Source organism: Micromonospora sp. NPDC005324 (genome assembly GCF_040607155.1).
Classification (GTDB): Bacteria; Actinomycetota; Actinomycetes; order Mycobacteriales; family Micromonosporaceae; genus Micromonospora; species Micromonospora trifolii.
In genome coordinates this window covers 76,910-99,074 of record NZ_JBEXGE010000005.1, presented here as the reverse complement: position 1 = coordinate 99,074, position 22,165 = coordinate 76,910, and the positions used below count along the sequence as shown (strand labels likewise).

Below are 22,165 nucleotides of genomic sequence, written 5' to 3'. Positions count from 1 at the left end.
CGCCCGACCGGCCGGAGTAAATCGACTCAGAGAGCGGCGAGGTGGGCGGTGTCGTTGACAGTGCGCACTGCCACGCCGCCGTCGGGCCACAGGTCCAGCACCGAGATGCCGGCCGCGTCCAGGAAGAGCCGGTGCAGGAAGCCGTCGCCGGCCGCGAGGGCGTCGCGCAGCACCAGCTTGATCGGCGAGACGTGCGAGACGACCACCACTGTCTCCCCGGGGTACGCGGTCAGCAGCCCGCTGATGACGCGGTGCGCGCGTTCGGCGACGTGGGTGAACGACTCCCCGCCCGGCGGCGCGATCCGGGGTGAGGCGAGCCAGGCGTCCATCTCCCCCGGCCACTGCTGGCGCACCTCGGCGAAGGTGCGTCCCTCCCACTGGCCGAAGTCGCACTCGATCAGGTCGTCCTCGGTGCGCACCGGCACGTCGCCGCCGAGCGCTTCGGCGACCGACGCCGCGGTGGCCGTACACCGGGACAACGGTGAGCTGAGCACGGCCGCGACGGACGGGGCCAGCTCGGCCACCCGGGTGCCGGTGGCGCGGGCCTGGGCCCGGCCACGCTCGGAGAGCGGCACGTCGCCGCGCCCGGAGTAGCGCCCCTGCTCGGTGTACTCGGTCTCGCCGTGCCGGACCAGGATGAGTCGGGTGGCGGTGAAGCTCGGCCGTGGCTCCCAGGAGGCCGGCGCGGTCGCCGGGTCGCTGCCGACGATCGGGGTGGCGGGCGTCGTCGAGGGCTGGCCGGTGGTTACCGCCGTCGCAGGACGGGCAGGCGCCGCAGTCGCCGGGGGGCGACCCGCAGCGGCGTCCATGGCAGCGTTGGCGAGGGCGTCGGCGTGCCGGTTCTGCTCGCGCGGAATCCAGCTGAACCGGACCGCTGTGAACCGGCCCACCAGCGCGGCGGCCTGGGCGGCGAGGGGCCGCAGGCCGGGGTGCTTGATCTGCCACCGGCCGCACATCTGCTCGACCACCAGCTTGGAGTCCATCCGGACGTCCACCTCGGCGGCGCCCAACTCGGCGGCGGCGGTCAGCCCGGCGATCAGGCCCTGGTACTCGGCGACGTTGTTGGTGGCCGTACCGAGCGACTCGGAGCGCTCGGCGAGCACCTCGCCGGTCTCCGGGTCGCGGACCACCGCGCCGAAGCCGGCGGGGCCGGGGTTGCCCCGAGAACCACCGTCGGCCTCCATGGAGACCACGCGCGGCGCCACGACCTACAGGCCCGACTCGTTGGTACGAACCATGATCCGTCGGCAGTCCTCGCAGCGGATCACGTCGTCGGGGGCGGCCTTGCGGATCCGGGCCAGGTCGGCACCGGACAGGTCCAGGCGGCACCCGCCGCAGCGGCCCCCGGTGAGCAGCGCGGCGCCCAACCCGGTGTCCTCGCGGATCTTGTTGTAGAGGGTGACCAGCTCACTGGGGAGGTCGCCGGCGAGCGGCTGACGGGCGCCCCGCTTGAACTCCTCCTCCTTGGCGATCTCGGCCAGCGCCTCGTCGCGGCGCTGCTCGGTCGCGGCCCGCTTGTCCCGGGTCTCGGCCAGCCGCTGCTCCACGCCGTCCAGTACGCCCTGCGCGGTCTCCCGCTGCTCCATCAGCTCCAGCTCGGCGTCCTCCAGGTCGCCCTGGCGGCGCTTGAGCGAGACCAGCTCGTGCTGGAGCGCCTCCAGCTCGCGGGCCGGCCCGGTGCCGGCGGCCAGCCGGTTCTCGTCCTTCTCCTTGCGGGCCCGGACCTGCTCGACGTCCTTCTCCAACCGGGCGATGTCCCGGTCCAGGTCGTCGACCGCCACCTGGGCGCGGACCCGCTCGTCCTCCATCGAGGACAGCTCCCGAGCCAGCGACTCCAGCTCGGCCCGCTCGGCAAGCGAACGCCTGCGGTGGGCGAGCTGGGCGAGGTTGGTGTCGATCGCCTGGAGGTCGAGCAGGCGGCGCTGCACCTGAGGGTCAGCCTTCACGGTCGGGCTCCTTGTCGTCCACAACGGGTGCGGCGGCGTGCACGGTCCACGGGTCGGTGTCCAGGTCGGACACCAGCGTCTCGACGTCCAGCGCCTCCCGGAGGAGGGCTGCCAGGTCGTCCAGCCACGGTCGTTCGGTCGCCCAGTGGGCGGCGTCGATCAGGGCGGGACCATCGGCGGCGAGGTGCTCGCCGGCCGGGTGGTGCCGCAGGTCGGCGGTGAGGAACGCGTCCACCCCGGCGGCGGTCGCGGCGCCGAGGAAGCTGTCCCCCGACCCGCCGCTGACGGCGAGGGTACGAACCATACGCCCGGGATCCCCCGCCGCGCGAACTCCCCAGGACGTGACGGGGAGCACCGCGGCGGCGTGCCGGGTCAGCTCGGCGAGGGTCATCGGCTGGGGCAGCTCGCCGATCCGGCCGAAACCCCTGTCGTCGCCGTGGGCGGGCGAGCCGGGCGCGGGTCGTTGAAGCGGGCGCAGACCGGTGAGCCCGAAGCGGGCGGCGAGGGCGTCGGAGACGCCCGGGGAGGCCACGTCGGCGTTGGTGTGCGCCGCGTAGAGCGCCACCCCGGCCCGGATCAACTTGTGGATGATCCGCCCCTTGAAGGTCGTCGCGGCGACCGAGGACACCCCGCGCAGCAGCAGCGGGTGATGCGCGACGATCATGTCCGCGTCGGCAGCGAGGGCTTCGTCGACCGTCTCGGGCACCACGTCGACCACGCAGAGAACCCGGCGGACCGGGGCGGCCGGCTCACCGAGCACCAGGCCCACCCGGTCCCACTCCTCCGCCCAGACCGGCGGAAAGCGCCGTTCCAGCGCGGCCACCACGTCGCTGACTGTGGGGGCGGATCCGCTTGTGCTCACGGCGGGCCAGCTTACCGGCGTCGGGGCCACCGGGCGGTGACACCCGGCCCGGCCGCGTCTGGTGGAAGATCTGCCGGACGCGCTAGGCGGCGCTCCAGGAGACGGTCTGCAATGCGGCAAGCGGCATCGCCCAGGGGAAGGCGTGCAGGTGCTGTTCCCCCGTTCCGGGCGGGTGCAGAGCGATCACGTCGTCGCCGAAGAGCACAGTGACGCCCCACTCGACCAACCGGGCCACCCCGGCACGAAACGCCGGGTGGCAGGCCATCGCCGCGTTGGTGTACGGCACCGCCACGATGGGGACGCCCTTGCCCTGGGCCTCGAGCAACAGCCCGAGCGCCAGGGTGTCGGTGATCCCGGCGGCCCACTTGTTGACAGTGTTGACGGTGGCCGGACAAACGATCATGGCGTCGGCGGGCGGCAGCACGTCCGGGTCACCGGGATTCTTGTAGTGCGTCCGCACCGGGTGGCCGGTCTGCCGAATCAGGGCCGACTGGTCGACGAACTTCGCGCCGTCCGGCGTGGTGACCACGCAGACGTCCCAACCGTCCTGTTGGGCGAGGTCGACCAGACGACCGACGTGCCGGGCCAGCGGCGAGCCGCAGGCGATGACGTAGAGCACCTCACGGTGCCCGCTGTTGTGCGCTGCACCGGCCATCAGACCGGCTCCGCGCTCATACCCCTACTCCCATGTGCTCAGCCAACTCCGCTACCGGAGAAGGCGGCGCACCACGTGTGCGACGGAGGATGTCGGACATCACCTCGTGCGCGATCGGCCGGCAGCGGATCTCCGACGGGGCGAGCCGATCACCGAGCAGCAGCATCTCGCCGGCGTTCGCCACGTCACCTATCTGGGCGTACCCGCGGGCGATGTCGAGCAGGTGGTGGGCGCGGCGCTCGGGCAGCAGCGCGTTGAAGGAGGGCTCCGCGATGCGCAGCTGGTGCACCTCCACGGCCCGCCCCCCGTCGCCCAGCTCCACAGCGGCGGCGGCCCGGTGCAACTCGACGTTGGTCGGGCCGAACGACGTCCAGTAGTGGTTGTGGTCGCCGCCGAGCAGGGTGGCGGCCTCCTGCGCGCAGTTGATCAGGTCGTCGACGCTGGCCGAGTCGCCGATGCGGGACGCGGCCATCGCGCCCTGGAGCAGCAGCATCCCGTAGACCGAGAGGCGGGCCGGGGAGACCTCGTTGCTGCCACCCGGTGCCAGCCGGTTGGCGATCTGGACGTTCAGCTCCAGCGCGGGCCGGGCCCGGCCCATCGCGACCAGGGCGTTGCACACCCGGGTGGTGGCGATCCCGGCCAGCAGCGGGTCGTCGGCCCGCTGGGCCACCGCCATCGACCGGTCGGCGGCCAACCAGGCGAGCTCGCACTCGCCGAGCTTGCGCAGCACCGAGGAGGCGATCTGGTAGACCTGGCCGAGCAGGTGGGCCGCCTCGGCGGCCTGCTCACCGCCGTAGGCGGCGTCGCCGGCCTGGGCGTCGCGCAGCAGCTTCGGCAGCGCCCGGGTGAGCATCCCGTAGCGGCCGTACTGGTAGGTGAGCCAGGCGTGGTTGACGGCCTTGCGCATGTCGTCCATCGGCGGCGGGTACGGTGCCGCGTCGAAGTACGCGCTCATCGAGTCGTAGCGTTCCAGCGCCGCCCGGATCTCCTGCACCTCGACCTGGTCGATGCAGTTGAGGGCGTCGGCGCGCCGCTCCGGGTCCTTGCCCATCAGCAACTGGACGTCCATCTGGAGGATGTCGGCGATCTCGTAGAGGACGGAGAACTTGTCCAACCGCCGGACGCCACGTTCGACCTTGTCCACCCAGCTCTTGGACTTGCCCAGCCGGTCCGCGAAGACCTGCTGCGACATCTTGCGTCGCCCCCGCCAGTAGGCAACTCGCCGTCCTATGGGTAGCTCGTCCATCTCCCCATCCTCCCCTGCCACCGACGACCAATCGAGTCGGAGCGATGTCCGCGGGTGCGGCGACTGCCGTTCACTTTCAGGTTTTCGCTGGTCGCACAGGATGTACGTCAGCCGTACAGCTAGTCCTCGTACTTTTCGTGCAAGTTGCACGAGCCGTTCGTCAACCTCAACGATCGTGGGTTACGGCAGTGACGGTGCTCGACATGCGACCTGGCGAAGGCCGGGCCCGACGAGAGGAGTTGGCACACATGTGGGGGAATGTCGTACCGCGCGTTGCCGAACTGTCGCCGCTGGAACGGGTCCGGCTGCGCCGGGTCGCCATCCGGTACGCCGTACACGGCTGGGAGGTCACCCCGGGCGCCTGCCTGGCCCGCAGCCGCTTCGTCTGCGGCCGGGCCGGCTGTCCCACAGTGGGCTGCCACCCCGCCCTGGAGAACTGGGAGCTGGCCGCCAGCGCCGACCCGGCCCGGGTGGCGACCTGGTGGCGGAGCCGACCGCACGGGGTGCTGTTGCCCACCGGCCGGGCCTTCGACGTGCTGGAGGTGCCCGCCCACCTCGGCCGGCACGTGCTCGACGCGGTCCAGATCCACCCGGCCGGCACCGGCGTACGCGGACCGGTCCTGGTCACGCCCACCGGGCGCTGGATGTTCCTGGTCCGCCCCGGCGATCCGCTCCGGCCGGAGTTGGAGCACTGCTTCCACGTGGTCCGGCACGGGCCGGGCTCGTGGATCCCCGCGCCACCCACCCGGCTGCCGGAGGGCACGGTCCGCTGGGCGGTCGCCCCGGAACAGGCGCGCTGGCAGCTTCCGGATTCGTACCTCGTGCAGAACACGTTGATCGGGGCGCTGCGCGCCGCCGGGGTGACGCTCGCACCCGACCTGCTCCCCGGCCACCTGCCGCTGCCCCGACGAGGCATGTGATTCCGGCCCGGTCGACGATTCGATCCGGTGCCCGACAGCGTCGCCGGGACACCGGTCCTCGTTGACAGGACAAGAGCGCGAACGCGCGCCACGAACGGGGGAACGATGTCCAGCAACGACAGAGCGCCTCACCCCGGCGGCACCGAGCCGCCCCGGCGCAGCCACCCAGGGCGCCGCTGGGCCGGCACCCGACCGTCCGGCTCCCGCCCCGGCCGCCCACGCCCCACCGGCTCCCGCCCAGCCGGCACCCACCGCCCCCTCCGCTAGCCGGCCGCGCGGACCGGCCCCGCTCTCGGCGATCTTGCACTTACTGTCCCGACAATCTCCACGTAACGGGACAGATAAGCAACCGAAACTGCAAGATCGCGGGGAGCTAGAGGGGCGCGCGGGGGGCTAGTCGGTCAGGGGGAGATGTGCGGAGTGGTACTGGCGGGCGTTGTCGGTTATCGCCGCGTGGGTGTGGTCGTCCAGGCGGGCCAGCCAGTTCAGGCCGGGGGTGCCCATGGCGAGGGCGGCGGTGGCGTACGCGTCGGCCACCCCGAGGTCGGTGCCGACCACCGTCACCGAACGCAGCCCACTGGCCGGTGCGCCCCGGCGCGGGTCCAGCACGTGCCGCCCCCGCTCGTACACGCCGGACGTGGCCACCGCCAGGTCGGTCCCGCTGAGCACCAGGCAGGCCGCCATCGCGTCCCACGGGTGCCGGATGCCGATGCGCCACGGTTCCCCGGACGGCGACAGGCCCCGCACCCGGACGTCGCCACCGGCGTTCACGCAGTGGTTGACGGCACCGGCGGCGACGAGGCGGTCCGAGGCGACCTGAGCCGCCCAGCCCTTGACGAAGCCGGACGGGTCGAGCCGACCGGTGGCGTACGCGTCGAAGAACCCGTCGGTGGCGCCCCACAGGTCGGCGCAGGTCTCCAGCACGTACCGCAGGTCCGCGGACGCCTCCGAGAGCAGCACCTCACCCCGGTCGAAGCGGCACACCTCGCTGTCCGACTGGTAGGTGCTGAACCGGGCGTCCACCTCGCGCATCCAGGCGAAGACCTCATCCGCCAACTCACGCAGCGTCGCCGGTGGCAGGTCGTCGGCGAGGTCCAGGGTGATGGCCGTACCCATGATCTGTTCGACCCGGCACAGCCCGGGCCGGGTCAGCGTGGCCCGCACGTCAGAAAGCCTGCTCGATGGCGGACCGCAGCGACTGCTTGTAGGAGTTGCTGGTCTCGGTGGCCCCGGAGACGGTGTTGAGGTTCGCGTTCTGCTTCTGCACCACCTCGCCGCCGCCGCCGTCGTAGCGGTTGCGGACGTCGCCGCTGTGGATGTCGGATTCACCCCCGCTGGGCAGCGACAGCGCGACGGCCTCGACGATCCGGCTACCCGAGACGACGATCTGCACCTGCACGTACCCGTACTCGTTCTCGAAGCCGTTGCCGGTGACCCGGCGGGTGGTCGACTGGGGTGCCTTGGTGGTGGTCCGGGGTGCGGCCTTCGTGGTGGTGCGGGTGCCGGACGGGCGGGCGGTGCTCTTCGTGGGTTTGGGCGACGTGGGCGCGTCGGTGGTCTTCGACGGCTTCGGTGCCACGCCCGACGGGTCGGCGCTCGGCTCGACATCCTGCGGGGTGGGGTTGACCGGCTGGGCGGTCGGCAGGTTCTGGGCGACCTGGGTGGTGCCCGGCGAGCCCTTGAACACCACCAGCGCGGTGGTGCTGGCGGCCAGACCGGTGATCGCGAGGAGCGCGCGACGCATGGGGATGCCCTTTCCTACAGCTCGAACGTGGCCAGGTGGATCTGCCGCCGGGGCACACCGGCCCGCCGCAGCGCACGCACCGACTGTTCCACCAAACCGGGCGGCCCGCACAGGTAGACGTCGCGTCGGGCCACGTCGGGCACCAGTTGCCGCAGCCCGTCCGGGCTCATCAGCTGGCGGGGGCCGGGGTCGTCGCGGGAGCCGATGACGTACCAGAGGGAGGTGTCGCGTTCCTGTGCCAGCCAGTCCAACTCGCGGCTGAGTAGCACGTCAGCCGGCGTGCGGGCCCGGTAGATCAGCGCGGCGCCCGGCGGCAACTCCTCCAGCATCGCCCGGATCGGCGTGATGCCGCTGCCGCCGGCGATCAGCAGCGCCCGCTCGCGCAGCCGGTGCGCGGCGGTGAAGGTGCCCGACGGGCCTTCGGCCCAGACCCGGGTTCCCGGGTCGAGGTCACGCAGGTCGGCGGTGTGGGTGCCGACCACCTTGACGGTGACCCGCAGCCAGCGGCCGTTGGCGGCGGCGGAGACGGAGAACGGGTGCGACTGCCACCAGCAGCCCCTGGTGAGGAACCGCCAGCGGAAGTGTTGGCCGCCGAGCATCGCCAGCCGGCCGAGCCGCTCCCCGGTGAGGTAGATGGAGATGGTGTCGGTGCTCTCGGCGACCACGTCGGCGACCCGCAGCTTGTAGCGCAGGTTGAACGCCAGCGGCGCGATCACGCGGCCCCAGAGCAGGGCGGCGATCACCAGCAGGTAGAGCGCGATCCAGCCGGTGCGCACCGGGCCGGGCTTGTAGAGCTGCGCGCCGTGGGTGAACTGGTGGCCGAAGCCGAGCAGCAGGATCAGGTAGCTGGACAGGTGCAGCAGGTGCCACAGCTCGTAGGGCAGTGCCCGCCGGATCGCCCGGACGCTGCTGAACCCGACGAGCACCATGATGCCGGCGGCGACGAACGCCGAGAGCATGTCCTCGTAGTCGCCGAGCAACGTGCCGACCTCGGCGAGGATCGACTGGTTACGCAGGTCGGCGTAGCCGACCAGGATCAGCGACATGTGCGCCAGCACGGTGACCAGCAGTGTGGCGCCGACGTCCCGGTGCCAGCGGGCCATGTGCTCGCCGCCGATCCACCGTTCCAGCACCGGCAGTCGACTCATCATCAGCACCTGCACCAGCAGCAGGTAGCCGGCGATCAGGCCGGTGATCCGGCCGGCCGCGGTGACTGTGGCGGCTGTGCTCCGCAACGATCCGGCGGGGGTGCCCAGCCACCACGGCAGCACGCTGGCGAGCAGGCCGACCAGGAGCAGCACGCCCAGCAGCCGTCGGCCGCCGGGTCCGCGTCGGGCCGGGCTCTGCGAGGGTACGGGCGCAGCCGACCGGCCGCCGTGCCGGGACGAGGTCCCGGTACGACGGCCGGCGGCGTGGGTGTGCGAATGCGTCACGCGTACAGCTTCATCGGGGCGTACTTCTGGCGGGGGAAGACCTTGTCGACCTCCGCGTTGGTGAGCCCGAACCGGCCCTGCGCCACCGCGCCGTAGACGTTGAACATGTTGTTGTACTCCGGCACGTCACCGGAGTCCAGCTTGTCCAGGCCGTTCCAGGTGCCGAGCAGCGAACCGGCCAGCTTCTTGCCGGACAGCAGGGTGACCACGCCGCCGTGCCCGTGGTCGGTGCCGTTGTTGTTGGAGCCGACCCGACGGCCGAACTCGCTGGACACCATGATCGTCACGTCGGCGGCCTTCGGGCCGAGGTCGGTGAAGAAGGCGGCCATGGCGCTGGCCAGCTCGTTCAGCCGGCCGTGCAGCTGGCCGCCCTCGCGGGTGCCCTGGTTCTCGTGGGTGTCGTAGCCACCCATGCCGACGGTGGCGACCCGCACGTTGGCGCCACCCTTGATCAGCTGGGCGAGTTGCTGGAACGCGTTGCCGACGCCCTCGTACTTGACGCCCTCGGCGGGCTGGTACGGCTTGGCGGCGAGCTTCTGGGCGGTGGCCAGCGCGCCCATGCCCTCCTGCACGGCCTCCTCGACCGGGTGGTTGATCCCGGTGAAGAGCCCCTTGATGGCCTTCTCGGTGGCGGCCCGGAACCGCTCGTCACCGTTGAGCCGCAGGGAGCCGACGTTGTTCAGCGACAGCGCGCCGTTGTTGCCGACAAGCGAGCGGGGCAGCGTGCTGCCGATGCCGACGCTGCGGAACGCGGTGCCCTTGCCCAGGTTGTCGACCAGACCGTCGAGCCAACCCCGGCCGCCGGTCTCGTTGGGCAGCCCACCCAGGTTGCAGGCGTCAGCGGCCTGGAAGTGGCTGCGGGACAGGCGCTCGTCGGAGACCGCCGGGATGAAGCCCAGCTGACCGGCCGAGAGCCACTTCTCCAGCGGCTTGAACGCGCTGGTCAGCTTGAAGCCGCGGCCCAGGGCCAGCGAGTCGTTGCCGAGCAGCAGGTCGGGCCGGGCCTTGTTGAGCACCGCGTCGTTGTCCGGCGCGATCAGGCTCAGGCCGTCCAGCCCGCCGTAGAGGAAGACGTGGATCAGGGTGCCGGTCTTGGTCGCCGCGAACGACGCCGAGGTGGTGACGAACTGGGCGGTGGCCAGCGCGGTGGCGGTGGCCGCGGCACCGGCGACGAAGGTCCGCCGGGTCACGCCGCGACCGTCCTGCTGGGCCTCCTCCAGGTTCTCCAGGGTGCGGTACCTGTCGAACTCGGCGGCGTTCTCGGCGGCGACGATGTCCGCCTCGGCGCGCAGCAACGCCTCGGCCGGGTTGTCGGCCAGCCGTTGCACGTCGGGGCATTCGGGGTGCAGGGGGAAAGAGTTGTACACAGTCTTCTCCATCGGGTGCCTCACCGGAGGTGGTGCTGGGGGGAAGCGAGGATCGCCCGCGCGACGGCGGTGATGGCCCCGTTGAACGTGGCGTCGACCTTGGTGGTCGCCACCACACCGGCCACGCCGAGGATGAGGTTCTTCTCCCGCGTGCTCAGCTTCTGGCCCACCAGCCGCTGGGACAGCGCGTCCACGTACGCCCCGGCCGTCGCCGGCGGCTTGGCGACCAACTTCTCCGGCGCGTTGTACGTGAAGGTGGTCCGGTAGCCGGCGAGAATCTCGCCCGCCTCGTTCCAGCCGTTGACCATCGTGCCGGCCGAGGTCCAGGCGACGTAGACGTCCGGGTAGCCGTCCGGGGTCGGATGACCCATCGGGGACTGGCCCAGCTCGCGCATCTTGTCGTGGATCTGGCGCAGTCCCCGGGCGTACGCGGTGCGCTTGCTGTCGCCGTTGTTGTGCTTCGGCGACGCCTCCGGCGAGACGCCCAGGGTGCGGTACGTGGCGACCAGGTACTCCATCGGCCGGCGCACCTTCTGGCCCACACCGGCCCAGAACTCCGAGGAGCAGAACAGCGTCATCAGGACCGGCTTGATCATGCCCTTGTTGGTCGTGTACGTCTTGGCCAGCCGGTCCACGAGGGACTTCGGCGGGGTGTCCGAGACGAACCGGGTGGCCAGGCTCTGCGCCACGTACTTCGCTGTCGACGGGTGCGTCGCGATGTAGGTGATGTACGCGTCGATCGCCGCTTCGGCCTTCTTCGGGTCGGCCGAGTTGTTCGCGTGGGTGAAGCCGAGGATCTTCACCTTGCCGACGTAGTGCTGCTCGGGGCGGAAGACGTACTTGCCCTTGTCGTCGACACCGCGGCCGGTCTGCAACATGGCGGCCTGCCGGACGTCCGGCTCCTTGTAGCCGCCGTCGACGCCGACCGAGTAGAGCTCGAGGTTCTCCCGGGCGAGGTTCTCGTTGATCGCGTCCTTGCGGGAGTCCTTCTGGTTCAGGTAGATCAGCAGCGCCGGGTGCTTGTTCGCGGCGACCAGCATCTCCGGGTAGCTGCCCAGCGCGTGCTTGCGCACGACGTCCTGGTCGAACGAGCTGCGGTACACCTCGCCGCCGTCGAAGTCCGCGGCGACGTGCAGGAAGTCGTTCCAGAAGTCGACCATCACCTCGAACAGTTGGCGCTTGGACCAGATCTGCCGGGCGATGGTGGCGTCGACCATCTCCCGCTCCGGCTGGGCGTCCTGCTCGTTGAGCTTGTCCCGCTGGTCACGCAGCTGCTGCACGGAGAGCTTCTGGGTCGGCAGCTCGGCGAGCTTCAGCTCGCCCTTGCTCGGCTCCAGCTTCTCCGGGGCCAGCTGGGCGCGGATCCAGGCGTCCATGCCCTCGCGCTTGATGTCGGCGACCACCGCTGGCGTCACGCCGAAGGTGGCGCGTCGGGCCAGGTGCAGGATCGGGTCCTTGGCCAGCACCGTCTTCACTGTCACGTTGGTCGCCGCCGCGGCGGCGGCCGGGCCGGAGAAGGTCCGCCCGCTGGCCGGCGCGTTCTTCTTCAGCGCCTCACCGGCGCGGGAGCCCATGTAGCTTTCGTTCTGCTCGGTGTAGGTACGCACGGTGCTGGGCTGCTGGCCGCTGGGCCGCGCCGCGGTGCCGTCGGTCACCGTGCTGCCGGTCGCGTCGCCGGCCGCCGCCTCGTCGCCGAAGAGGCCACGGATCTGCGGGGTCATGGCGAGCGCCGCGCCGCCGGCGACGACAGCGGCGGTGCCGCCGAGGGCCACCATCGCCTTCCGTCGGCCGACCTTGCGACCCGGCTCGTTGTCATCGTCGAGGGTGGGCAGTCCGGTGCCGGCCGGGCGCGCCGGGGCCGGGCGGCCAAGGCCCTCCGGGCCGACCCACTGCGGACCGCGCGGGGCGGGCGCCGGCTGCCCGGCGTACTGCTCACGCGGGTCGGCCTGCGCGGCGTAGCCGCCCTGGTAGGGGTGGGGCGAGTCGTAGCCGTAGGGCGCGGGCGTGTGGGGGTCGCCGTAGCCGTCAGCGCTGGGGTGCTGATGTCCGTCCCAACCGCGGTCGTCCCGCGGTCGGCGTGGTGGCACATTCTGGTCGGCCATGTACCAATCCCGATTTCTGATGAGCGCCGAAAGCTGCTACCGGGCAGGTGCGGCAGGTGCGGCGACTGTTGCCTGAGGGGGTTGCTACGGCAAGGTAACCAAGGCCCCAGGCCCCTTCAAGGTGGCCGGAACCCACTCGTGAGGGCACTTAAGACAGCGTTCAGCGCGACAGCGGCGGCGCGCGGAGAAACGGGCCCACCGGCAGACCTTCCCAGCAGGGCGTACGCGCGGCAGCCGAGCACGGATCGGACCTCGCCCCCGTACGCGACAGTTTCGGCGCCGTTCACCACCAAAGGCAAACTTAAGGTTCAGGTAAGCCGGACGTGAAGCGCGCTCGCGTGGAGGAAAAGTAGCAGCAGCGGGCGAGCGTGAGCCGCCATCGCAGCGGGTATGCCGCCGAACCGCTGAACGCGTGAGGGGAAGGCAGCGCCATGCTCAGCAAAGAGGATCAGCGCAGATTCGACCAGATCACCCGTCAGCTCCGGGAAAGTGACCCGGCCTTCTTCAACCGGCTGGACCACAGGGCCCGGGCCCGCAGGGGCCGCTACCTGATGTTGTTGACCATCGTGCTGTGGGCGTCACTGCCGGCGATAGCAGTGTTCGCCGGTCGACTCACCGGCGCGATCTGCGCGGTGGTGCTGGTGGCCAACGCCGCGATCATGTGGCGGTTCCGCCGCCGCTGGACGTGACTGTTCAACAGCTCAACGGGACGGCCCAACCGGTGGACGTGACAGCTCACCGGTCGGCCGGACCGAACGCCCGGTACGCGCGGCGCAACCGTTCGAGCAGTCCCGGCCCACCGATGGCCGGGGCGGGCGCGCCGAGCTGGCGCAGCAGCAGGTCGGTGCCGGTCACCAGTCGGGGCGGCCGATCGGGCAGCGGCACCGGCGCTGACCAGAAGCGGTCCGCCGTCTCCGCCAGCGGCGTCGCCGACAGCCCGGTGAGCGCGCGGGCGGCACCAACCGGCGCCACGGCGTCCACTGTCGACACCGCACCGTCCGGTCCGGACGGTGAGTCGACTCCTGGAGGTGGTGGGGTGGCACCGGTGGTCGCGGCCCGCCGGGCGCGGAGTTCGTCGAGCAACTCCGCCCGCGACCGGCCGCGCCAGTGCAGCAGCTCGAACGGGTCCGCGTCGAACGCCTCGGCCAGCAGGTAGAACGTCGCCGCGAGGTGCTTGCACGGCACCGCGAAGTCGGGGCAGTTGCAGCGCTGGGTCAACTCGTCCACGGCGGTCGGGAAGAGCGGCGCGCCGGCCGCGGCGAACAGCTCCTCCAACTCGTCGGGGAGGTCCCCGGCGAGCAGCCGGGCGCTGAAGAACGCCTGCCCGGCCAGCTCGTCCTCGATGCGGGACCAGAGCGCCGCCGGGAAGGGCTTCAGCGCTATCGACACCTGGTACGGCTGCGGCCGCGAGCCCTGCACCACCGCGTCGACCCGCCCGGGTGTGATGTCGAGGGTGAGCACCTGACCGGCCCGCGCGTACGACCGGCCCCGGGTCAGCCGGGTGCCGAGCGCGAACGACTCCAGCACCTCCAGGAAACGCCGCGACCACCAGGACCGGCCGATCGCGCCCCGGGCGCTGCGCGCCCGCAGACCCCCGTCGACCCGACGCGGGCGCCCGTAGTCAGCGAACCGGTCGGTGCTCACGTCAGCGCTTCGCTCGCTCACTCGACCACCGCGCCGGCTTCCAGGGCGAACAGGTCCCGCAACTGGCCGGTGGACAACTCGGTGATCCACTGCTCGCCGGTGCCGACCACCCGCTCGGCGAGGCTGCGCTTGTCGGCGATCAGCGCGGCCACCTTCTCCTCGACAGTGCCGGCGCAGACGAACTTGCGGACCTGCACCCGTCGGCTCTGCCCGATCCGGAACGCCCGGTCGGTGGCCTGGTCCTCGACCGCCGGGTTCCACCACCGGTCCACGTGCACCACGTGGTTCGCGGCGGTCAGGGTCAGCCCGGTGCCGCCGGCCTTGAGGGACAGGACGAACAACGGCGGACCCTCCGCAGACTGGAAGCGCTGCACCAGGGCGTCCCGCTCGGCCTTGCCCAGGCCACCGTGCAGGAACAGCACCTCCCGGCCGAACCGCGCCGACAGGTGACCCCGCAACATCGCACCGAACTCGGCGTACTGGGTGAAGAGCAGTGCCCGCTCCCCCGCCGCCAGCACCTCCTCCAGGATCTCGGTGAGCCGGGCCAGTTTGCCGGAGCGGCCCTCCAGCGGCGAGCCGTCGCGCAGCAGCTGGGCGGGGTGGTTGCAGACCTGCTTGAGGCGGGTCATGGTGGCCAGCACCAGGCCGCGTCGCTCGATGCCGTCGCTGGTCTCGATCCGGGCGAGCATGTCGTCGACCACCACCCGGTACAGCGCGGCCTGCTCGGCGGTGAGGTTGCAGAGCACCTCCATCTCCAGCTTCTCCGGCAGGTCCGAGATGATCGACGAGTCGGTCTTGAGCCGGCGCAACACGAACGGGCCGGTGATCCGGCGGAGCCGCTCGGCGGCCTCGGCGTCGCCGTGCCGCTCGATCGGCTCGGCGAACCGTTTGCGGAACGTCGCGGCCGGCCCGAGCAGACCCGGGTTGGCGAACTGCATGATCGACCAGAGGTCGGCGAGGCGGTTCTCCACCGGCGTACCGGTCACCGCCACCCGCTGCCGGGCGGGCAGCGCGCGAACCGCCTCCGCCTGCCGGGTCGACGCGTTCTTGATCGCCTGCGCCTCGTCCACCACCACCCGGTGCCAGTCGATGCCGGCCAGGTCGGCGGCGTCGCGGGCGGCCACCGAGTAGGTGGTGAGGACCAGGTCCGCGCCGTGCGCGGCCGCTGTGAACTCCGCCCCCCGCGCCCGCTCGGCACCATGGTGTACGTGTATCCGCAGCTCCGGGGTGAACCGGGCCGCCTCCCGCTGCCAGTTGCCGACCAGCGACATCGGACAGACCAGCAGGGTCGGCCCGGCCTCCGGTGGGTCCCCGGCGAGCAGCGCGAGCAGTTGCACAGTCTTGCCCAGCCCCATGTCGTCGGCGAGCACACCGCCCAGGCCGAGTGAGCGCAGGAAGGCCAGCCAGGCCAGTCCCCGCTGCTGGTACGGCCGCAGCGTCCCCCGGAAGCCCGGTGGCGGGTCCAGCGGGGTGAGCCGCCGCTCGACAGCGCCGGCGAGCAGGTCGCCCAGCGCCCCGTCGGCGGTCACCTCCAGCACCGGCAGCTCGCCGGTGGCCTCGCCGTCGGCCAGCCCGAGGCGGAGCAGGTCGGCAACTGTCAGCTCGCCCGCGGAGCGGAGCAGGCGCAGACCGGCGGCGAGCCGCCCCGGGTCCAGCTCCACCCACCGGCCGCGGAGCCGTACCAGCGGGGTCTTCGTCTCGGCCAGCGCCGCCAACTCCTCGGCGGAGAGCGGCTGGTCACCGAGCGCGATCTCCCAGCGGTAGTCGACCAGGGCGTCCAGGCCGACACCGGCATCGGCGCCGCCCACAGTGCCCGGCGCGGTGCGGCTGCGCGCTCGCAACCGGGCGCCCAGTCGCGCCGACGGACGCTGCCACCAGGACGGCAGCAGCACCCCGAAACCGGCCGCGTGCAGCACCGGGGCACCCGCGCTGAGGAACCGGTGCGCCCCCTCGACGTCGAGGTCCATCGCCTCCGGGGCGGCGGTACGCAGCGCGGCGTCCAGGTCCGGCCAGAGCCGGCTGGCCCGGCCCAGCTCGGCGAGGAGAGTCTCCTGCGGGCTGGTCGCCCGGCCAACCAGGCCGCCGAGGGTCTGCGGCGCTCGCCAGATCTCCCCGGCGTCGACGTGCAGGCCGGGCTCGTCCGCGGCCTGCAACCCGAACTCCAACCGCCAACGCCCGGCACCGATCGACCCGACCGACACCGACGCGCTGTCGACAGACACCGGCGCTGGCGCACCGGCGGCGGGCACCGGGCCGCTGCCGGCGGGCACCGCCCGGGTGGCCAGGATCGGTTCGGTGACCTCGTCGGGGGCCGGCTCCACCAGGCGGAAACTGGCCCGCACCGGGCCACCGGCGGCGTCGCGCTGCCAGGCCTCCAGTTCGCCGGAGAGGGTGGCCAGCCCGGCCGGGTCGATGGTGAAGTCCCTCTGCGGACCGGCGAGCGCGGCCAGCCAGGCCGGTGCCGGACCACCCGGGCGCAGCCCCCGGGCCAGCGTGGTGGTCGCCAGCGCAGCCCTCGCGGCGGCGTCGGTCAAGGCGTCCAGCGCATCCACCACCAGCGCGGCAGCTGTCAACTCAGGCCCGGCGGACGGCAGGGCGGCGGCTCGGGCGGCCGGTGGCAGGGCCAGCGCCAGTGAGCGCGCCCACGCGGCGTCGGTGCCGGTCAGCAGCGGACGCCAGACCGCCTGCGCGGGCACCTGCCCGGCACCGCCCGACGCCGTCGTCGTGCCAGCGCCGGGCATCTGGTCGGCGGTCGTCGCGACAGCGCCGGAACTCTGGTCATCCGCAGTCGTGCGCACGCCGGGGAGGACGCGGCCACGGGTCACCAGGTCGGCGGCGAAGTCGGCCAGCTCGGCGAGGTGCCGCAGGGTGGCCCCGGCCACCGCCGGGATGTCGTTCAGGGCTTGCAGCAGCGAAAGGGCGTCGTCCGGGGCGTACACCAGGGTGGGGACCCGCCACCCGGCCACTGTGAGCCGGCCGCGGGCCGCAGGTGCGACGGTGGTCCGGATCAGCTCGGGTGAGTCGGTCGGCGCGCCCGCCAGGGTGGGCAGGGTGAGCAACGCGGTGTCCGGCCGGCTCGGCTCGGCGGCATCGGCGAGGACGGCGGCCAGGTCGGTGTGCCCGGCGGCGAAGGGGTGCGGGCGTTCCCGGGCCGGCCGGCCCGACCGCGCAGCAGGGATCGGTGCGGCGCTGTCCTCGGCCCAGACGGCGAGGCCGCCGGTCGAGCTGCCGCCGGGCAACCACAGCCCGTGGATGACCAGCACCTGCTCCCCCTAGTCGCCGCCCGCCCCTCAGAATAGGCGGCCCACCCGGCCAGGCGTCCGCACCCACCGGCCCACCTGGGCGATCTTGCAGTTAGTGTCGGCGTTCTGCGAAGGATGCACCTTTTGTCGCCACAGGAAGGGCACGATCGCGGGCGCTGGAGGTGGGAGCGGAGCGGCAACGGGCTAGCGTCGGCGTTGTGGTCGATCTCCTTGTTCTTGGCGGGCTTGGCGTGGACGTACGGGTTCGGGTGCCCGCACTGCCGCTGCCGGCTGCCGACTCCCACGCCGTCGAGCCGATCGAGCTGCGGATCGGCAACACCGGTGCCGGGGTGGCGTTGGCCGCCCGGGCGCTCGGCCTACGGGTACTGGTGGTCGACACCCTCGGTGCCGATCCGGCGGGTGAGCTGGTCCGGGCGGCGTTGACCCGGGCCGACGTGCCGGCGTTGCTGGCCGAGCACCGGGGCGGCACCCGCCGGTCGGTGAACCTGGTGGACCCGGGCGGACGGCGCACGTCGCTGTACGACCCGCGCCCATGGCGGGGTGGTCCACCGTTTCCCGCCACCGAACTGGCCGCACTGGTCCGCGACGCCCGGCACGTCCACCTCTCGATCATGGACTGGGCGGTGCCGTCGCTGCCCGCCGTGCGGGCTGCCGTGCCGGCGGGCGTGGCGCTCTCCACCGACCTGCACGACTGGGACGGCGAGAACACCTACCATCAGCCGTTCGCGGAGGTCGCCGACCTGGTCCTGCTGAGCGGGGTGCGGTTGGGCGACCGGGCCGCGTCGCTCGCCGGCGCGCTGGCGCCCCGGACGGTGGTGGTGACCCGCGGCGCGGACGGCGCCGAGCTGTACCCGGGCGACGGCACTGCCGTGCCCGTGCCGCCCGCCGTCCCGGACAAACCGGTGGTGGACAGCAACGGGGCGGGCGACGCCTTCGCGGCCGGTCTGATCGCCGCCCGCTTGCGCGGCGAGCCACTGGCGCGTGCCGCCCGGTACGCGGCGCGGGTTGCCGCTGCGGCCTGTACTCACGACGGGATGGAGTATCCGTCAGACCTGTTGCCCACCGGTTGACGGCCGACGGCGTGTGCCGACCGAGGCTCAGAGCGCGCCGGCCTCGCCGTCGGTCAGCTCGCGCAGGATGTCGGCGTGGCCCGCGTGCCGGGCCGTCTCCTCGATCATGTGCACCAGAATCCAGCGCACCGACACTTCACCGAGCTGCGGGTGCGGCACCACGTGGTCGAGGTCGACGCTCGCGGCGACCGCCCGGGAGCGGGCGCAGGCCCGCTCGTACGCCTCGGTGATCCCGACGATGGTTTCCTGGTCGCCGAGCGTGAAGCTGGCGACCGCGTCCTCCTCGGAGGTCAGGTAGACGTCGCCGGGCTCGGGTGCCAACAGGGTCGGGAACCAGTTCCGCTCGACCAGGGTCAGGTGCTTGACCAGCCCGGCGAGCGTGGTCGCCGACGGCACCAGCCGGCGGCGGGCGTCGGCGTCGGAGAGACCACGCAGTTTGCGCAGCAACACGGCCCGGTGGAAGTCGAGGAACGAGGTCAGGACGGCGCGTTCGTCGCCGGTGCGGGCGAGCACCGGACCGAGCGTGGGATCGATCGTCTGCTCCATCCGCCGACCCTAGCCACGGGCCGGGCGCCCCGCTGCCCCGCTATCCGCTGCGGGCGGGCGCTGCGCCGGGCAGGATGGGCGCATGGCTTCATCCGTGCAGATCCTTCTCGTCGGCGGCACGGCGGACGGGCAGACCATCACCGTCGAACTGGACAGCAACGGTCGTCCGCCGCTGACCCACCATCACCTCGGCACCGGTGGGCTGGCCGACGCGCAGATCTACGAGTTGGAGACCGCCCGCGAGGAGGCCCGCGAGTGGCGCTACCGGTGGACCGGCCCGGCGGTGTGACCGCCCGCTCAGACCCGGGTCAGGGTCTGGCTGCGCAGGCTCTCCAACACACCGCGGGTGACCTCCGAGGTGCCTCGCGCCTGGTCGCACACCTCCGCCACCCGTCGTGCGGTGGCCTCGGCGCGTTGCTCCCGTTCGTCCCAGAGCCGGTCGACCTCGGCCAGCAGTGGCCCCTCGACCTCCCGCTCCACGCCGCGTAGCGCCGGCACGCCGAGCCGTTGGGCCAGGTCGAAGACCTTTCCGGCGTACGGCAGGGGCAGGAACGGCGTACCGACCATCGCCGCGAAGATCAGGAAGTGCAGGCGCATGCCGACGGCCAGGTCGAAGTGGCGCATCAACCCCAGCACCTGCTGCGGAGAGTAGGTGCCGTGCAGGATTCGACCCCGCTCGGCGGCGACCATGTGCGACAGCACCCCGTGGGCGTGCCGGATGTCGTCGCGCTCCATCGGCACGAACAGCACGTACGCGTCGATCCGGTGCACCAGGAAGTCACCGATCTGGGCCAGCAACCGGTGGTAGCCATCCACGTCGAGGCGTTCGGCGGCCCGGCCCGGCTCCCGCACGCTTATCCCGACCAACCGCTTGCCGACCGGCACACCCTCCTCGGCCAGCAGGTGGGCCGGGAACTCCTCCGGTTGCAGGAGGAACGCCGGGTCCGCGGTTACCGTGATCGGGTTGAGCAGGCCAGCTTCCTCCAGCACCATCCGGGACTCCTGGTCCCGGACGGTCACCTGGGTCGCGCTGGCGAGCGTTTCCCGGACCATGCCGGTGTCCACCCCGTCGCTGAGCGGCCCGACCCCCACCGCGTACGTGATCAGCGGCAGGCCCCGTTCCTGGGCCACCCGGACCACCCGCAGGTAGCGGCGGGCCTCCCGGTCGTACAGGATGCCGCCGCCGCCCAGGATGAGCAGGTCGAGCTGGGCCAGGACCAGGGCCGAGTCGGTACGGCTCACGCCCTCCCAGGGCACCGCCTCGACGTCCGGGTGTGCGGCCCGGGTGTGCTCCGGGTTCCGAGAGAAGACGATGATCCGGGCGTTCGGTTCCTGCGTGCGCAGATCGGTGAGCAGGCCGGTGAGGATCGCCTCGTCGCCGAGGTTTCGCCCACCGTACGAGCCGAGCACACCGATGGTCAGTCCGGCGCCGTGCGTCATCCGTCGCTCCTCCCCAGGTGCGGTCCGCGCCGGTTTCCCGCTGGGCAGGTGAACAGTCCTGCCGAAGGGACCCGTCCCCGGGCCGCCGCCGGCTCAGCTCGCCGAGGTGAGGCGCTTCGCCATCTGCTGCGAGGTGACCTCGAAGCCCAGACTGCGGTAGAGGCCGATCGCCACGACGTTCGTACCGAAGACGTTCAGACCCAGCTCGGGCACGCCGAGCTGGGCGAGTTCGGCCTCGATGAGCTGGATCATCCGCCGCGCGTACCCGCGTCCCCGGTGCTCCTCGTGCACCTCGATGTTGTGGATCCACGCCTGGTCCGGGGCGGCGGCCGTCGGCAGGGTCACCCAGATCCAGCCGACCTCGGTGTCGCCGACCCGGCCCAACCGCAGCAGCGCCCCCTCGGTGGCCGCGCCCGCCGGCAGCGACTCCCGGATCTGGTTGACCGACCGCTCAAGGGCCGCATCGGGGGTCATCCCCCGGTGCGCCACCAGGTCCTCGGCGTACCCCTGCTCCAGTGATCCGAGCAGGCCGGCCAGGTCCTGTTCCGTCATCGGCGTCAACGTCAACTCCATCGCGTCCCCCTTCGTCGTCGCGAGCGGGTAGTGCAGCAGAACCGGCAGGGACGCGCCAACTGTTTCCCCGCCCGGGGCGGACGGGACGGCCGGGGGTGCGCGGGCCGGCGACGATGGCCATGTGCGGATCGCCCACGTCAGCGACAGCCACCTCACCAACCCGGAGGGGGTGGCCACCTCGGTCGGCACCACAGTGGCGCTGCTGCGCGCCGCCGGGCACCGGGTCGCGTTGTACTGCCCCGGCCCGCTGTTCCGGTGTCGCCGCCGACCGGGCGAGGTGCCCTCGCTGTCGGTGCCGACCCGGCCGTACCGGTTGGCGCTGCCCCGCCCGCCCAGAGCACCGGTCGACGTGGTGCACGTGCACACCACCGGCCCGCTCGGCGTCGCCGGCCTGCGCTGGGCCGCCACCCGGGGCGTACCGACCGTGCTGACCTGGCACACCGACCTCGTCGCGTACGCCGCGCACTACCCGGAGATCCCGATCGGGGCCGCGTACGCCGGCCGGCGGCTGGGCCTGCGCTGGCGGGCCCGGGACCTGTGGGCGCTCGCCCACCCCGGAGCGGGTCGACAGGCCCGGCTGGTGGCGCTCGGGCGAACTCTGCTGGCCCACACCACTGTCCTGATCGCCCCGTCGGCGAAGACCGCGGCGATGATGGCGACGATGATGGCGGGGCGTACCCCGATCGTGGTCCTGCCGACCCCGGCCGCCGCACCACACGCCGACGCCGACGACCGGCGGCGGCTACGGGCCCGGCTGGGTATCCCGGCGGACGCGCCGGTGCTGCTGGCGGTGGGCCGGGCCACGCCGGAGAAGAACCCGGAGCTGCTCCTGGCCGCGTTCGCCCAGGTCCGCCGCGAGTTGCCGACCGCCCGGCTGGTGCTGCTCGGGGCCCGACGGCACCGGGTCGCGATCCGCCGGATCGCCCGCCGGTACGGCGTCACCGGCGCGCTGCACCTGCTCCGTCCGGTGCCACGGCACCGGGTCGGCGCCCACTACCGGGCGGCGGACGTGCTCGCGTTCACCTCCACCACCGACACGCAGGGCCTGGTGCTCGCCGAGGCCGAGGCGTACGGACTGCCGGTGGCCATGGTGGACACTCTGCTCGCCGAGCGGCCCGGCACCGGCACCACCCGGCCCGTCGCCGAGCCCAGCCCGGCGGCGTTCGGGGCGTTGCTCACCCGGCTGCTGACCGGGCGGGAGTTGCGCGCTGCCGTGATCCGGGACGGCCGGGCGGCGGCGACGTCCTGGTCCGCCGAGCGCTACCTGGCCGAACTGGTCAAGCTGTACGCCTCGCTGCCGCCCGTCAGCTGCTCGTCGTGGCGTCCATCGATGCGGCGGTGGTAGCGTCCGCCG

At 72.6% G+C, this 22,165-nt stretch carries 20 protein-coding genes; 5 read left to right on the top strand and 15 right to left on the bottom strand.

Going from position 1 to position 22,165, the window contains the following annotated elements:
• Positions 1–26 precede the first annotated feature (26 nt).
• The 5 genes from ABZS40_RS07015 to ABZS40_RS06995 all read right to left on the bottom strand — a co-directional run bounded on the left by ABZS40_RS07015 (position 27) and on the right by ABZS40_RS06995 (position 4,709).
• Positions 27–1,205: a bifunctional RNase H/acid phosphatase gene (locus ABZS40_RS07015; RefSeq protein ID WP_354942432.1), complete on the bottom strand. Its 1,179-nt coding sequence runs from the start codon at positions 1,203–1,205 to the stop codon at positions 27–29.
• A gap of 3 nt (positions 1,206–1,208) precedes the next feature.
• Positions 1,209–1,946 carry a C4-type zinc ribbon domain-containing protein gene (locus tag ABZS40_RS07010; RefSeq protein ID WP_354942431.1) on the bottom strand — a complete coding sequence of 246 codons (738 nt, stop codon included), beginning with the start codon at positions 1,944–1,946 and terminating at the stop codon, positions 1,209–1,211.
• Positions 1,936–2,808: a Nif3-like dinuclear metal center hexameric protein gene (locus ABZS40_RS07005; protein ID WP_354942430.1), complete on the bottom strand. Its 873-nt coding sequence runs from the start codon at positions 2,806–2,808 to the stop codon at positions 1,936–1,938. Before ABZS40_RS07005 ends, ABZS40_RS07010 begins: the two co-directional genes overlap by 11 nt.
• A gap of 82 nt (positions 2,809–2,890) precedes the next feature.
• Complete coding sequence (locus tag ABZS40_RS07000) at positions 2,891–3,463, bottom strand: flavoprotein (protein WP_354942429.1); 573 nt, start codon at positions 3,461–3,463, stop codon at positions 2,891–2,893.
• A 16-nt stretch (positions 3,464–3,479) separates the two neighbouring features.
• Positions 3,480–4,709 carry a helix-turn-helix domain-containing protein gene (locus tag ABZS40_RS06995; RefSeq protein WP_354942428.1) on the bottom strand — a complete coding sequence of 410 codons (1,230 nt, stop codon included), beginning with the start codon at positions 4,707–4,709 and terminating at the stop codon, positions 3,480–3,482.
• A gap of 248 nt (positions 4,710–4,957) precedes the next feature.
• On the opposite strand from ABZS40_RS06995, the gene ABZS40_RS06990 reads away from it, so the two are divergent.
• The gene (locus tag ABZS40_RS06990; RefSeq protein ID WP_091409390.1) at positions 4,958–5,629 is read left to right on the top strand and encodes a bifunctional DNA primase/polymerase; all 672 of its coding nucleotides are present in this window, start codon (positions 4,958–4,960) and stop codon (positions 5,627–5,629) included.
• 393 nt (positions 5,630–6,022) lie between these two features.
• On the opposite strand, the gene ABZS40_RS06985 is transcribed toward ABZS40_RS06990, so the two are convergent.
• Genes ABZS40_RS06985 through ABZS40_RS06965 form a run of 5 tightly spaced genes read right to left on the bottom strand, consistent with a single transcriptional unit; the run spans position 6,023 to position 12,275 of the window.
• Positions 6,023–6,745 carry an FAD:protein FMN transferase gene (locus ABZS40_RS06985; protein WP_354942585.1) on the bottom strand — a complete coding sequence of 241 codons (723 nt, stop codon included), beginning with the start codon at positions 6,743–6,745 and terminating at the stop codon, positions 6,023–6,025.
• 49 nt (positions 6,746–6,794) lie between these two features.
• Positions 6,795–7,373 carry an FMN-binding protein gene (locus ABZS40_RS06980; protein WP_354942427.1) on the bottom strand — a complete coding sequence of 193 codons (579 nt, stop codon included), beginning with the start codon at positions 7,371–7,373 and terminating at the stop codon, positions 6,795–6,797.
• A 14-nt stretch (positions 7,374–7,387) separates the two neighbouring features.
• Entirely contained in the window at positions 7,388–8,806 is a 1,419-nt protein-coding gene (locus ABZS40_RS06975; protein WP_354942426.1) for a ferredoxin reductase family protein, read from the bottom strand.
• Positions 8,803–10,185 (bottom strand): DUF1501 domain-containing protein, encoded by a 1,383-nt coding sequence (locus ABZS40_RS06970; protein WP_354942425.1) that lies wholly within the window; start codon positions 10,183–10,185, stop codon positions 8,803–8,805. The genes ABZS40_RS06975 and ABZS40_RS06970 overlap by 4 nt, the downstream gene beginning before the upstream one ends.
• Before the next feature lie 8 nt (positions 10,186–10,193).
• Positions 10,194–12,275, bottom strand: a complete 2,082-nt coding sequence (locus tag ABZS40_RS06965) for a DUF1800 family protein (RefSeq protein WP_354942424.1) — start codon at positions 12,273–12,275, stop codon at positions 10,194–10,196.
• 431 nt (positions 12,276–12,706) lie between these two features.
• Between ABZS40_RS06965 and ABZS40_RS06960 the strand changes: the two genes are divergently transcribed.
• Positions 12,707–12,964: a DUF3040 domain-containing protein gene (locus tag ABZS40_RS06960; protein ID WP_091409372.1), complete on the top strand. Its 258-nt coding sequence runs from the start codon at positions 12,707–12,709 to the stop codon at positions 12,962–12,964.
• Positions 12,965–13,010: 46 nt separating this feature from the next.
• Here the strand turns inward: ABZS40_RS06960 and ABZS40_RS06955 are convergent, their stop codons facing one another.
• Together ABZS40_RS06955 and ABZS40_RS06950 are read right to left on the bottom strand one after the other, a co-directional pair.
• Entirely contained in the window at positions 13,011–13,940 is a 930-nt protein-coding gene (locus ABZS40_RS06955) for an SWIM zinc finger family protein (RefSeq protein WP_354942423.1), read from the bottom strand.
• Entirely contained in the window at positions 13,937–17,182 is a 3,246-nt protein-coding gene (locus ABZS40_RS06950; protein ID WP_354942422.1) for a DEAD/DEAH box helicase, read from the bottom strand. Before ABZS40_RS06950 ends, ABZS40_RS06955 begins: the two co-directional genes overlap by 4 nt.
• Before the next feature lie 197 nt (positions 17,183–17,379).
• Here ABZS40_RS06950 and ABZS40_RS06945 point away from each other — a divergent pair, with 197 nt between their 5' ends.
• Positions 17,380–18,252, top strand: a complete 873-nt coding sequence (locus tag ABZS40_RS06945) for a carbohydrate kinase family protein (RefSeq protein WP_354942421.1) — start codon at positions 17,380–17,382, stop codon at positions 18,250–18,252.
• Between the two features lie 27 nt (positions 18,253–18,279).
• Here ABZS40_RS06945 and ABZS40_RS06940 read toward each other — a convergent pair whose 3' ends face one another.
• Positions 18,280–18,798, bottom strand: coding sequence for a DinB family protein (locus tag ABZS40_RS06940; RefSeq protein WP_354942420.1), 519 nt, complete (start codon positions 18,796–18,798; stop codon positions 18,280–18,282).
• A gap of 82 nt (positions 18,799–18,880) precedes the next feature.
• On the opposite strand from ABZS40_RS06940, the gene ABZS40_RS06935 reads away from it, so the two are divergent.
• The gene (locus ABZS40_RS06935; protein WP_354942419.1) at positions 18,881–19,087 is read left to right on the top strand and encodes a hypothetical protein; all 207 of its coding nucleotides are present in this window, start codon (positions 18,881–18,883) and stop codon (positions 19,085–19,087) included.
• Between the two features lie 8 nt (positions 19,088–19,095).
• On the opposite strand, the gene ABZS40_RS06930 is transcribed toward ABZS40_RS06935, so the two are convergent.
• Positions 19,096–20,238 (bottom strand): polysaccharide pyruvyl transferase family protein, encoded by a 1,143-nt coding sequence (locus ABZS40_RS06930; protein ID WP_354942418.1) that lies wholly within the window; start codon positions 20,236–20,238, stop codon positions 19,096–19,098.
• A 93-nt stretch (positions 20,239–20,331) separates the two neighbouring features.
• On the bottom strand, positions 20,332–20,811 hold the full coding sequence (locus ABZS40_RS06925; protein WP_354942417.1) for a GNAT family N-acetyltransferase: 480 nt from the start codon (positions 20,809–20,811) through the stop codon (positions 20,332–20,334).
• 121 nt (positions 20,812–20,932) lie between these two features.
• Here ABZS40_RS06925 and ABZS40_RS06920 point away from each other — a divergent pair, with 121 nt between their 5' ends.
• Positions 20,933–22,156, top strand: a complete 1,224-nt coding sequence (locus ABZS40_RS06920) for a glycosyltransferase (protein ID WP_354942416.1) — start codon at positions 20,933–20,935, stop codon at positions 22,154–22,156.
• Positions 22,157–22,165: the final 9 nt, after the last annotated feature.